General features: G+C 62.1%; 12 protein-coding genes and 1 tRNA gene. 6 read left to right on the top strand and 7 right to left on the bottom strand.

Annotation, left to right across the window (positions count from 1 at the left end):
- Positions 1–4 precede the first annotated feature (4 nt).
- The gene (locus F4V60_RS11280; RefSeq protein WP_075730667.1) at positions 5–202 is read right to left on the bottom strand and encodes a DUF2613 domain-containing protein; all 198 of its coding nucleotides are present in this window, start codon (positions 200–202) and stop codon (positions 5–7) included.
- A gap of 22 nt (positions 203–224) precedes the next feature.
- Positions 225–743, bottom strand: a complete 519-nt coding sequence (locus F4V60_RS11275) for a universal stress protein (protein WP_075730666.1) — start codon at positions 741–743, stop codon at positions 225–227.
- Positions 744–802: 59 nt separating this feature from the next.
- Here F4V60_RS11275 and F4V60_RS11270 point away from each other — a divergent pair, with 59 nt between their 5' ends.
- Positions 803–1,921 (top strand): glycoside hydrolase family 3 N-terminal domain-containing protein, encoded by a 1,119-nt coding sequence (locus tag F4V60_RS11270; protein WP_084559214.1) that lies wholly within the window; start codon positions 803–805, stop codon positions 1,919–1,921.
- A gap of 33 nt (positions 1,922–1,954) precedes the next feature.
- Positions 1,955–3,640: a VanW family protein gene (locus tag F4V60_RS11265; RefSeq protein ID WP_075730665.1), complete on the top strand. Its 1,686-nt coding sequence runs from the start codon at positions 1,955–1,957 to the stop codon at positions 3,638–3,640.
- Here F4V60_RS11265 and F4V60_RS11260 read toward each other — a convergent pair.
- Together F4V60_RS11260 and F4V60_RS11255 are read right to left on the bottom strand one after the other, a co-directional pair.
- Positions 3,637–4,362, bottom strand: coding sequence for an alpha/beta-hydrolase family protein (locus tag F4V60_RS11260; RefSeq protein WP_075730664.1), 726 nt, complete (start codon positions 4,360–4,362; stop codon positions 3,637–3,639). The genes F4V60_RS11265 and F4V60_RS11260 overlap by 4 nt on opposite strands.
- A 32-nt stretch (positions 4,363–4,394) precedes the next feature.
- A complete protein-coding gene (locus F4V60_RS11255) occupies positions 4,395–4,904 on the bottom strand; it encodes a phospholipase A2 family protein (protein ID WP_075730663.1) in 510 nt (169 codons plus the stop codon).
- An 88-nt stretch (positions 4,905–4,992) separates the two neighbouring features.
- Between F4V60_RS11255 and F4V60_RS11250 the strand changes: the two genes are divergently transcribed.
- Both F4V60_RS11250 and F4V60_RS11245 read left to right on the top strand, forming a co-directional pair.
- Positions 4,993–6,183, top strand: coding sequence for a sensor histidine kinase (locus F4V60_RS11250; protein ID WP_084559212.1), 1,191 nt, complete (start codon positions 4,993–4,995; stop codon positions 6,181–6,183).
- A 10-nt stretch (positions 6,184–6,193) separates the two neighbouring features.
- Positions 6,194–6,877: a response regulator gene (locus tag F4V60_RS11245; protein WP_075730662.1), complete on the top strand. Its 684-nt coding sequence runs from the start codon at positions 6,194–6,196 to the stop codon at positions 6,875–6,877.
- A gap of 8 nt (positions 6,878–6,885) precedes the next feature.
- Here the strand turns inward: F4V60_RS11245 and F4V60_RS11240 are convergent.
- Positions 6,886–6,959, bottom strand: a tRNA-Gly gene (locus F4V60_RS11240).
- A gap of 93 nt (positions 6,960–7,052) precedes the next feature.
- Here F4V60_RS11240 and dcd point away from each other — a divergent pair.
- Both dcd and F4V60_RS11230 read left to right on the top strand, forming a co-directional pair.
- Positions 7,053–7,616, top strand: coding sequence for a dCTP deaminase (gene dcd, locus F4V60_RS11235; protein ID WP_075730661.1), 564 nt, complete (start codon positions 7,053–7,055; stop codon positions 7,614–7,616).
- A gap of 42 nt (positions 7,617–7,658) precedes the next feature.
- The gene (locus F4V60_RS11230) at positions 7,659–8,978 is read left to right on the top strand and encodes a UDP-glucose dehydrogenase family protein (protein ID WP_174775550.1); all 1,320 of its coding nucleotides are present in this window, start codon (positions 7,659–7,661) and stop codon (positions 8,976–8,978) included.
- Here F4V60_RS11230 and F4V60_RS11225 read toward each other — a convergent pair.
- Both F4V60_RS11225 and F4V60_RS11220 read right to left on the bottom strand, forming a co-directional pair.
- Positions 8,961–10,199, bottom strand: coding sequence for a YibE/F family protein (locus F4V60_RS11225; protein ID WP_075730660.1), 1,239 nt, complete (start codon positions 10,197–10,199; stop codon positions 8,961–8,963). The two genes, F4V60_RS11230 and F4V60_RS11225, sit on opposite strands and share 18 nt — an antisense overlap.
- 7 nt (positions 10,200–10,206) lie before the next feature.
- Positions 10,207–11,436, bottom strand: coding sequence for a pyridoxal phosphate-dependent aminotransferase (locus F4V60_RS11220; RefSeq protein ID WP_075730659.1), 1,230 nt, complete (start codon positions 11,434–11,436; stop codon positions 10,207–10,209).
- Between the last annotated feature and the right edge of the window lie 22 nt (positions 11,437–11,458).

Below are 11,458 nucleotides of genomic sequence, written 5' to 3'. Positions count from 1 at the left end.
GGGACTACTCGCGCGAGCCGTACTCGGGTCCGCCCATGACCGCCTGATCTGCGGGAACGGCGTTGCCCTGCGGCACGGCATCTGAGCCCGAGAACTGGGCGATTCCGATGATGGTGACGACGCCGAGCGCGATGCCGACCACAGCGCTGCCCACGGCGGGGCCGAGGGTGCGCTTGTTCAATGAATCGGTTTCGAGTGCCATAGACCCAGATACTAGCAGCTAATTAGAAATACTCGGGTTCTTCTGCGTCAGAGTCTGTGGCTGTGTCTTCGTCACTATCTTGAGGGACGATGAATACGGGCAGCCCGGAGTTACGCACGATCTGCTCTGCGGTGGAACTGGTCCACCAGGCGCGGAAGCCGCTCAAGGCGCGGGTACCGGTGACGATGACGTCGACGTCGAGCTCGTGCGCGGCGTCAACAATAGCGGAGGCAATGGTGGTGACTGATTCCACGAGGTGCGCGCGCCCGGCCAGGCCCAACCCCTCAGCCACGGCGATGCCCTGGCGGCAGATGCCCACCGCCTCTTGATAGGCGGCGTCATCCTCGACGTTTTCTGGGACCGCGATGGTGGGGTGCATTCCGGTGCGACCCACCGCGCGGGCGGCTTGGCGCGCAGCTGGCTCCCAGGCGGTGAGTATCTCCACCGTGTCGGGGCGCAGCAGCCGCGCGGCATACTCCATGGCGCGGTCCGCGCGTTCGGAGCCGTCATAGGCTATCAGCATGGTCTCGCCGTTACTCATGGCGTCCATGATAGACCGGGTTTCGGGGCGAATGGGGGATGTGAGGCACACTGGTAGCCATGATTTCCAGCCGTAGCCTTCCGATTCTTTCGAGCCTTGTAGTCTCCCTTCTCGCCGCAGGCGCCCTCAGCGCGTGCGCGACGGATAGCCAGGAACCGCAGAGGCCGGCCACTATGACGACCTCTGCACCTGCGGAAACGCAAGTGGCCCCCGTCCAAGATCAGCGCGCGCAGGCGGCCTCCTTGTTGATGCCCCCGGCCCGTGACTACGCGGATGCCTTGCACAAGCTGCGCGCCGGGGTGGGTGGAATCTTCATCCCCAGCTGGGCGGATCCCGCGCTGCTGGGTGAAGGGGGCCAGAACCTGGCGGCCCTGCGCGCTGAGGTGGGCCACGATTTCGAGGTTTCCATCGACTTTGAGGGCGGGCGAGTGCAGCGCTTCTCGGAGATCCTGGGTGACTACCCCTCGCCGCAGGAGATGGCCGCGCACAACACCCCGGAACAGGTCGAGGCCATCGGCGCTGAGATTGGCACTAGCCTTCATGCGCACGGCATCAACGTGGACTTTGCGCCCGTGCTCGACGTCGATGGCAACGGCCTCGAGGTCGTGGGGGACCGTTCCTTTTCTACTGATCCCGCCGCCGCGGGCGAGTATGGCGCGGCCTTCGCACGGGGATTGCAATCGGCGGGTGTCAAGGCGGTATTCAAACACTTCCCGGGCCACGGCCGGGCCTCGGGCGATACCCACGTGGCCGAGGCGATAACCCCGCCACTCGACCAGCTCTATGGGCACGAGTTCATCCCCTTCGCCGAGGCGGTTCCCGCCGCCCCAGAAGCTGCCCTGATGATGGGGCACCTGGAGGTTCCCGGCTTAGGGGATGGTCATACTGCGGCCTCCATCAACCCGGCCGCCTATGAACTCGCACGCGATTTCTTGCACTTTAATGGTGTGATTTACACCGATGACCTGGGTGGAATGGCGTCAATCACCAACTCACTGAGCATCGAGGAATCCGTGGTGGCAGCGATCGCCGCGGGCGCCGACATGCCGCTGTGGTCCACGGATGAGGATATTGACGCGATTATCGACGCCGTGGATTCCGCCGTCACCTCCGGCACTATTGACCCCGAAACCTTCGCCTCCGCCGTCGATCGCGTCGCCGCCGCCACGCCCAACTAGTAAAAGAGCCGGTGAGGGCGTTAGTCTTAGTGCGTGGAAAAGCATCTAGCTAAACGTAGCAATAAGGCCTGGCTGGTAGCTGCCGGCGTGCTGGCCGGACTTGTGCTGATCGCGGCCGTTGTTTATATCTGGGACGTTGCCACCAATCAGGGCAAGGTTCCCCGTGCCACCTCGGTGGGCGGCGTTGATATCTCGAACATGGAACGCACGGCGGCCGTCGACAAGCTCGCCACCGAGCTCGGTGGGGTGGAAAACAAGCCCGTGACCGTGCGCTCTGGCGATCTCTCGACCGAGCTACTGCCGGCGGACTCAGGCCTGGTGCTCAACTTCCAGGCCGCCGTGGATGCCATCGATGATGCCTCCTATAACCCCTTCACGCGCCTGTATAGCTTCTTTGAAGCGCCGCAGGAAATCCCCGTCACCGTCGACGTGGACCAGGCCGCGCTGAACTCCTCCCTGCAGCACGTGCGCGAGGGCTTGAGCACCGCGCCGACCGACGGCAACCTGGAGCTCAACAACGGCGAGCTCAAGGTCACCGCCCCCATCCTCGGGCAAACGGTGGATGAGCAGAACTTGCAAGAAAAGGTCGCCGCAGACTGGCTCGACCCAGCCGGCGTTACGGTGGACCCGGTGGAGGTAGAACCCGCTATTAACGACGTCGCTATTGAAGCGATGCGCACCGGCGAGGCCGCCAAGGCACTGGATAACCCGCTGACCATCCACGGCAAAAACGACGTCACTGGAGTGCTGAATAAGCCGGAGATCTCCCAATTCGTCTCCATCGAGGCCAAGGACGGCAAGCTGGGTCTCGTGGTCGATCGCGAGCGCGCCCGCGAGCTTTTCACCGAGCGCATGAACGGCGCCGACGTGCCAGGCGTCAACGCCAAGGTCTCCTTTGCCGGCGATTCGAAGAGCGTCACGCCTTCCAAGGACGGCGAGGTCATTGACTGGGACAAGACCCTGCACGAGCTTGATAAGCGCGTGCGCGGCGACGACCGCACCTGGGACGCCGACTACCGCCCCGACCCGGCGGAGTTCACCACGGAGGATGCGGAAAAATCCACCTTCGATCAGACCATCGGCGAGTTCAGCACCGGCGGTTTCTCCGGCCCCTCCGGCGAGAACATCCGCCTCGTGGCCGAGAAGGTCAACGGCGCTGTGGTCAACCCCGGCGAGACCTTCTCCCTCAATGGCTTCACCGGCCCGCGCGGAACCGCGCAAGGCTACGTGGAATCCGGCATCATCATCGACGGACACGCGGGCAACGCCGTCGGTGGCGGCATCTCCCAATTCGCCACTACCTTGTACAACGCCTCCTACTTCGCGGGCATGCAGGACGTGACGCACACCCCGCACTCCTATTACATCTCTCGCTACCCGGCCGGCCGTGAGGCCACGGTCTACGAGGGCGCCATCGACCTGCAGTTCAAGAACACCTCGAACTACCCGGTGCGCATTGAAACCAGCTTCGGGGGCGGAAACATCACCGTGCGTTTCAAGGGAGTAAAGACCGTCGAGGTTGAGTCCATCAACAACGGGCGCTGGGCAAATACCGAGCCCAAGGTCATGTCCGTGACGAAGGATTGTTCGCCCTCTAGCGGCGCCCCCGGATTCACCACCTCTGATACCCGCATCATCCGGGATCTCTCCGGGCGTGAAATCTCCCGCGAGACCAACACCACCGTCTACGATCCGCAGCCCATCGTCCGTTGCGGCTAGGCCTTAACACCGCCTAGGCACTGCGACGGGGGAAGTACAGGACGATAAGAATGCGCGGTGCCCGGCGCTGCTGAGGAGGAACCCGGCAGCGCATTCAACACGCGGATAGCTCGGACGGGATGCCGGACGAGATCCCAACTCAACTGAGCTACAGGATCATCGCGATTGCTGATATCGACCACGCAGGGTCCAGTTTCGCGGTGGCGGAGTGCTCCGGGTCTGCCCTGCCACAGTTGCGCGGATACCGGCAGAGTGGAGGTTGCGAGTGCCGCTACCCCAGCTTTGGCCCCGAGGCTTTGACCATAGACCACCACTGCAGGCAGATGCTCAGGATCCCGCGCCGCTAGACGGGAGGAAAGCTCCCTGAAAAGCGCCTGCGCCGATTCCGTGGCCAAACCCGGACGCAGCGTAAAGGCGACAGCGGAGGGAACACGGGCATAGCGCACCGACACCGACGCGACATCGTTGCCTGCCCAGTCCTCTATGGCCTCGACCTGCGCCGGGTCCACCCAGCCCGAACCTGTGGGAAGGGCGACGAAGAGCACTTTCATATCCAAACCGCCTGCCTTGACCAGCGCGTCGACGGTCTCCCTGGCAGCTACATCGGGATCTACTCGCGGGTAGTCCCCAAAGATTCGAAGCGCTCCCTCGGAGCTGGGCTCTGTGAGTACGTCACGCGGGGAGGTTTCGAAGCCGTACCAGGCATAAACGGGAAGAATCACGGCTAGAAGTATCAAGGCGCAGAGGACTCTCCTCACCACGGCAGCCATGCCAGCCACTTTTCCTCGACTGGGGCACCGTAGCCTTGGCGTGCGCTATTAAGCCCCACCGCCACGTGCGCTGCCGAGGCCATGAAGCGGCACCCCTCGCTCTGACACGTCCTACCCATCTGCCGTTCTAGCTGGCTGTCGAGGTCACGCCGAATCTCCTGGGGGATGTACTCGCCGTTGCGGTGGGCCACCCGCAGCAGGTCGTAGCCCAAATCGTGCACGCGGCAGGCGGGCTCGAAGGAGGCGGGCAGTGCCACTGGGGAGGAGCACGATCCCGTGGGGTTCTCGGGCAGACCCGCCCCGCTGGTGGGCCGGTAACCCAGCTGCGCCACCAGCTGCGGGGAGAACTCGATGCTGGTGCTACCGGCTGCCAAGGCTGCAGCGACGGTGACCGCCTCGCCGGTTGGTGCAACTGCGTTAGCCGCAGGAGCCTGCAACCCTAGGACTAGGCCTGCAGCGATGAAAAGAGAACTAAGCTTCTGAAATCCGAACATGGACCAGGAACCTAAGAGCGACAACCCTCCGTGAGAATCCCTCTCAGGAGGGATTTATCTACGGCGCTTGCTTACTAGAGTGAGACCCATGGCCCCCACAGATAGTCTTTTTATCAAGCTCAGAGATGGATTCCGCTTCAACGCCACTACGATCCTGCTCCTGAGCACTGCCGTCGCCCTCTACGCGGTGGCCTGGCCTACCTCCTTTCAGACCCACACCCTTGTCTCCCACAACATTCACCTGGCGATAATTCCGCTGCTGGCGGCGACGGGGACCTGGCCGGTTCTCACCGCGCTGCGCTGGCCCGGGCGCTCCTGGGCATTCGTTGCCCTAAGCTGCCTAGTATGTGTGCCTTTCCGCGACAACCCCGACTTTGCCCTGGGATGGCCGGTTGCCTTTCACTTGGCGCTGGCCTTTACCCTTGGCGTCGCGATAGTCAAGGCCTCGGATAAGGTCGCCGTGGCTGCGGTGCTCGGCTCGACGGCGCTGATGGCCTTCAACCCTGCAGAAGTCCGCGCCGGCTGGGTAGTCGGCGTGATTGTCTGGTCCATATTCTTCCTCCTGCTGCGCTGGCTGCTGGCCTCGCGCGCGAGTTTGCGCCTCGAGTCCAGCCGGGCGAGCGAGGAATCCCAGTTGCGCGTCATGGCCGAGGAACGCAACCGGCTCAGCCGCGATCTCCACGACGTGGTTGCCCACCAGATGTCGATGATCGTGGTCCAGGCGCAGTCCGCGCCCTACCGCCTGCAGGGAGTGACCCCGGCCATCCACGCGGAGTTCGATTCCCTTTCCTCCACCGCCCGCGAGGCGCTCAACCAGGTCCGTGAGCTGCTCGGCGTGCTGCGCAGCGACGCGGAGGAGGGCGCAATGACCCCGGTGGGCGCGGATCAGATCGAACCGACGCTAGCCGCCGCCCGCCGCGCCGGGATGGACATCAGCTGGGTTATCGACGCCGATGTAGCCCACATCAACGAGACCGCCGGGGTGGTCTTGCAGCGCGTACTTCAGGAGTGCCTCTCCAATGCCTCGCGCCACGCCCCCGGGGCAAAGGTCCTCGTCGCACTGCACGGCACGCAGCATGAAGGGAAGAATTGGGCGCAGCTCAAGGTCGATAACGGCCCGGCCGCAGCAGGTTCCCTTCGCCCTCCTGAGCATGGCGGCGGCTCCGGCATTGAGGGAATGTCAGCCCGCGTGCGCACCGTGGGCGGAGCATTCAGCGCCCTGCCGGCCGCTGATGGCGGCTTCAGCGTCGCCGCCGAGATCCCCCTTAACGCCAGGTAGGTTGGGAATTATGGAATCGCGCACTTCACCCATCACCGTGGTCGTCGTCGATGATCAGGCCATGGTCAGGCAGGGATTCGCAGCCCTGCTCAACGCCCAGGAGGGCATCACCGTCGTGGGCGATGCCGCCGATGGCGCGCAGGCAGTCCAGCTCGTCACCCGCCTGCTTCCCGACGTCGTATTCATGGACGTCCGTATGCCCATCATGGACGGCCTGGAGGCGGCACGCCGCATCCTGCACTATGGCTTGGACAAGGCCCCGCGAATCATCATGCTGACTACCTTCGACCTCGATGATTATGTCTACGAGGCCCTGCGAATCGGCTGCTCGGGCTTCCTGCTCAAAGATGCCCCTGCCGAGGAATTGGCTCGCGCAGTCCGCCTCTCGGTCTCCGGCGAGGCGCTCTTGGCTCCCACGGTGACCAAGCGCCTCATCAAGGACGCCGTATCACGAAACTCGCGCACACATTCCCGCACGGAGCGTGCCGCCGCCCGCGCCTTGAGCGCGCTAACGCCCCGCGAGCGCGAGGTCATGGAACAAATAGCCACCGGGCGCTCCAACGCAGAAATCGCCGCAGAGCTCTTCATCTCCGAGGAAACCGTCAAGTCCCATGTGCGCAAGATCCTGCAGAAGCTCTCCCTGCGCGACCGCGCCCAGGTCGTGGTATTCGCCTACGAGCACGGCGTGGTCTAGAAAAAATTTGGAGCCGACGACGGGAATCGAACCCGCGCCAGCAGCTTGGGAAGCTGCAGTTCTACCATTAAACTACGTCGGCACTGCGCCTTTTACAGCGCTGGGATAACTCTAGCACCCGACAACTTGGCGATGTTAAACGGCTCGCGTTTGTGGCACCGCGTAGAATCTAGGCGTGCTTCTTTCAGATCGTGATATTCGTGCAGCCATTGCCTCCGGAGACCTCGGCATCGATCCCTTCGATGCTGACTTGATCCAGCCTTCTTCTATCGACGTGCGCCTAGACAAGTTCTTCCGAGTTTTCAATAACTCGCGCTACACGCACATCGACCCCAAGCTGGAGATGCCTGAACTCACCAGCCTGGTCGAGGTCGAGGAAGGGGATGCCTTCGTCCTACACCCAGGAGAGTTCGTGTTGGGTGCCACCTTGGAAAAGGCCTCCTTTCCCGCGAACCTAGCCGGCCGCCTCGAGGGCAAGTCCTCCCTCGGCCGCTTGGGCCTGCTCACTCACTCGACCGCTGGGTTTATTGATCCGGGCTTTTCCGGTCACATCACCCTCGAGCTTTCCAATACCGCTAACCTGCCAATCACCCTGTGGCCGGGGATGAAGGTGGGACAGCTGGCCATCTTCCAAATGTCCTCACCCGCGGAGAATCCCTATGGCAGCGGTGCCCTGGGCTCGAAGTATCAGGGCCAGCGCGGGCCAACGCCCTCGAAGTCTTACCTGAACTTTCGCTAGCTTTAATCCCGCGTTCAACAACGCCGCCTAGGATGAGTCTTCATGCACATGACGGTTATTGGGACGGGTTATCTCGGAGCTACACACGCGGCCTGCATGGCTGAGTTGGGGCACACGGTCATGGGGGTGGACGTCGACAAGCACAAGATCGCGTCCCTAGCCCGTGGGGAGGTTCCCTTCTTTGAACCGGGACTTCCGGCCGTCCTGGAGCGTAATATCGCGGCTCAGCGCCTGAGTTTCAGCACCGACTATGCCGAGGCAGCTGCCTTTGCCAGCGTACATTTCCTGGCGGTCGGCACCCCGCAGAAGCGTGGCTCCTACGCGGCGGATCTCAGCCACGTTGAGGACGTCATCACCGAATTGGTGCCCCAGCTGCGCGGAAAGAACACGATTTTTGGCAAGTCCACCGTGCCAGTGGGCACAGCAGCACACCTCCAAGACATGGCCAATGAGCTTGTCGCGCCCGGTGCCAGTGTGGAGATTGTGTGGAATCCGGAGTTCCTACGCGAGGGTTTTGCGGTCAAAGACACCATCAGTCCGGACCGCATCGTCGTGGGGCATGCCGGCACGACAGATGTAGAAGCTATCGCCCGCGAGATATATGCCCAGCCCTTGTCCCAAGGTACGCCCTTGCTCGTCTGCGACCTGCAGACCGCAGAGCTGGTCAAGGTCGCGGCAAATGCCTTCTTGGCCACCAAAATCTCCTTCATCAACGCCGTATCCGAGATCTGTGAAATCGCCGGGGCGGACGTGGTTCCCTTGGCCAAGGCCATTGGTATCGATGATCGCATTGGCTCTAAGTTCTTGGGGGCCGGGCTGGGCTTCGGTGGCGGCTGTCTTCCCAAAGACATTCGTGCCTTCATGGCTCGGGCGGGAGAACTCGGCGCCGACCAAGCTCTGACCTTCCTGCGGGAGGTGGATGCCATCAACATGCGGCGCCGAGATCGTTGCGTTGATATGGCCAAGGCAGCTTTCGGTGGTTCCCTGCTGGGGCGCCGCGTGACCGTCCTAGGCTGCGCCTTCAAACCCAACTCCGATGATGTGCGGGACTCGCCCGCACTGTCGGTAGCAGGCTCGCTCTCGCTGGCTGGCGCGGCAGTAAGTGTTTATGACCCGCAGGGCATGGACAATGCCAAGAAGATATTCCCCACGCTCGACTACGCGGAGTCAGCCCGAGCGGCACTCACGGAAGCCGAGCTTGTCATCCTGGCCACCGAGTGGCAAGAGTTCCGGGACCTTGACCCCGCCGCCACCGCAGCACTAGTCTCGCGCCCCTACCTCATCGACGGGCGCAACGTGCTCGACATAGATGCCTGGCAAGCCGGAGGCTGGCAGGTTAAGGCCCTAGGCCGCAGCCTCTAGTACCTCCCGCTTTGGCACCGTTAGTGCGGCGATAAGCGTGGTGATGGGCACTGCCAGGGTCAGTGCCAGCGCGCCGACAATGGAGCGCAGAAGCTCCGTGGAGACCAAGTCGCTGGAGAGAATTTGGGCTGCCGGCCTTTGCGCTGCGGTGATGAGCAGCAAGAGAGGCAGCGAGGCACCGGTATAGGTCAAGACGATGGTGTAGACCATCGACGCGATGTGGTCGCGCCCGACTTTCATAGCGGAAATGAATAGCTGCCCAGGTGAGGCCTGCGGATCGAGCTCGCTTAACTCCGTGATGGTGGAGGCCTGGGCTATGGCGATGTCGTTGAGGCCGCCCAAAGCTCCGATGACGAAGCCGCACAGGAGAACCCCCACGATGGAGACCCCGGGCAAGTAAAGCAAGAGCTTGAGATTGTCATCTGAACTCAGGCCCTGTAGGCTCGTCGAGTCGATCCCCGCATGCGCAAGGAAACCGCCAATAAGCAACGCAATAAGCAGCCCACCGAGAGCCGACGCGGACTTCCAATTCACGCCGTGAACCAGCGGGACCACGCACATAATGATCGCGGAACAAGTGACCAAAGCCAGCAGCAGCGGATTATGTCCCTCAACGAGCGCGGGCAGAAGATAGAAGAAGACCACGCCCAAGCTGATGGCCAGGCCGATGATGGCGCGCAGGCCGTGCCAAGCGGCAAGAGCAATGATGACGATGGCCGTGATGATGGTCCACAACACAAGGTTGCCGGTGCGCTGATAATCCGCGAAGGAGTAGTTCATGGCGCCGTCGGGAGCGGTGCTCTCCGCGAGCAAAATCTTGTCTCCCACGTGCAGTTCCGGCTCGCCCGCGACGCCGAAGTACACCAGCTGCGTCATGCGGCCCTCATTGGACCCAGAAGTGATATCGACCAGGGAACGTGAGCACTCTCCGCCGGCCTCTGCGGGGATAAGGGGAGGCTCGTCGAAGACCTTCCCGGTGACGTCGGACTGGCAAATGGCATTATCGACGAGGGTAACCGTGCCCTCTACCTGCGGATGGTTCATCCCATAAGTCTGCGAGAACTCTGGGCTGGTGTGATCCGAAATGGGAGTGGTGGGGCGGAGAAAGAAGGCCCCAATTATGGTCAGAAGAAGTGTCAAGCCCAAACCGCAGGCCAGAGCAATGCGCCAAGGATTACGAGTGGTGACCGGCGCGTCTAGGACCGTCGAGTGCTTTCCCATTGTGTTTCTACTGCCTGTAGCTCGCCAGGAAGTTGCCGAGCCGCTCAATGGCGTTGCTCAGCTGGGATGCCCAGGGCAGGGTGACTACACGGAAGTGATCAGGAGCAGGCCAGTTGAAACCGGTGCCCTGTACGAGCAGGATCTTTTGCGACTTCAAAATGTCCATCATGAGCTGGGCATCGTCGTGGATCTCGTAGACTTCTGGGTCTAAGCGCGGGAAGCAGTACATAGCGCCCATAGCCTTGGTCACCGAGACGCCGGGGATGGAATTGAGCTTTTCATAGGCAACATTGCGCTGTTTGAGCAGCCGGCCCTCCGCGCCCGTGAGCTCGTAGATGGATTGGTGCCCGCCGAGGGCAACTTGGATGGCGTGCTGAGCCGGAACGTTGGGACATAGACGAGTACCGGCCAATAGATCGAGTCCGTCGATGAGGCCACGGGCACGCTCGCGCGGCCCAGTGATGACCATCCATCCTGCCCGGTAACCGGCCACACGATAGGCCTTGGACAGCCCATTGAAGGTAAAAGTGAGGAGGTCCGGTGCTAGGGAAGCGATTGAGATGTGCTTCGCTCCATCGTAGAGGATGCGGTCATAGATCTCGTCCGCAAGGATGAGCAGGTTGTGCTCGCGAGCGACGTCGACGATCTGCTGCAGCACCTCACAGGAGTAGACCGCACCGGTGGGGTTATTCGGGTTGATAACCACGATGGCCTTGGTCTTTTCTGAGACCTTGGCCTTAATGTCCTCGATAGAGGGGTTCCACTCGTTCTCCTCATCGCAGAGGTAGTGCACCGCAGTCCCGCCGGCCAGGGTGGTAGCCGCAGTCCACAACGGATAATCCGGCATCGGAATGAGGATCTCATCGCCCTCGTTGAGCAGGGCCTGGGTGGTCATGGAAATGAGCTCGGATACGCCGTTGCCGAGGTAAATATCATCGACATCGAAGGCGGGGAAATCTTCCAACTCGTAGCGCGTGACGATGGCCCGCCGTGCCGAAATGATTCCCTTCGACGTGGAATAGCCTTGCGACGTCGGCAGCGAAGCAATCATATCCCGCATGATGACGTCTGGCGCCTCAAAGCCGAAGACGGCAGGGTTACCGGTGTTGAGCTTCAAGATGGAGTGCCCATCGAGCTCCATGCGCTCCGCCTCTGCCGAAACTCCACCCCGAATGTCGTAGGAGACGTTCTTGAGCTTCTCGGACTTGTCAAAACTGTGGTATTTCGGTGAGGTCATGGCGAATATATTGCCACCTTTC

Origin of the sequence: Corynebacterium flavescens, assembly GCF_008693105.1 — a bacterium.
GTDB classification, from domain to species: domain Bacteria; phylum Actinomycetota; class Actinomycetes; order Mycobacteriales; family Mycobacteriaceae; genus Corynebacterium; species Corynebacterium flavescens.
This window is presented reverse-complemented; position numbering and strand designations above follow the sequence as displayed.

Excerpts from the sequence above, each read along its gene's own strand:
- F4V60_RS11245 (WP_075730662.1), top strand. The coding sequence starts at position 6,194 with ATGGAATCGCGCACTTCACCCATCACCGTGGTCGTCGTCGATGATCAG.
- F4V60_RS11230 (WP_174775550.1), top strand. The coding sequence starts at position 7,659 with ATGCACATGACGGTTATTGGGACGGGTTATCTCGGAGCTACACACGCG.
- F4V60_RS11220 (WP_075730659.1), bottom strand. The coding sequence starts at position 11,436 with ATGACCTCACCGAAATACCACAGTTTTGACAAGTCCGAGAAGCTCAAG.
- F4V60_RS11280 (WP_075730667.1), bottom strand. The coding sequence starts at position 202 with ATGGCACTCGAAACCGATTCATTGAACAAGCGCACCCTCGGCCCCGCC.
- F4V60_RS11255 (WP_075730663.1), bottom strand. The coding sequence starts at position 4,904 with ATGTTCGGATTTCAGAAGCTTAGTTCTCTTTTCATCGCTGCAGGCCTA.
- F4V60_RS11250 (WP_084559212.1), top strand. The coding sequence starts at position 4,993 with ATGGCCCCCACAGATAGTCTTTTTATCAAGCTCAGAGATGGATTCCGC.
- F4V60_RS11270 (WP_084559214.1), top strand. The coding sequence starts at position 803 with ATGATTTCCAGCCGTAGCCTTCCGATTCTTTCGAGCCTTGTAGTCTCC.
- F4V60_RS11275 (WP_075730666.1), bottom strand. The coding sequence starts at position 743 with ATGAGTAACGGCGAGACCATGCTGATAGCCTATGACGGCTCCGAACGC.
- F4V60_RS11225 (WP_075730660.1), bottom strand. The coding sequence starts at position 10,199 with ATGGGAAAGCACTCGACGGTCCTAGACGCGCCGGTCACCACTCGTAAT.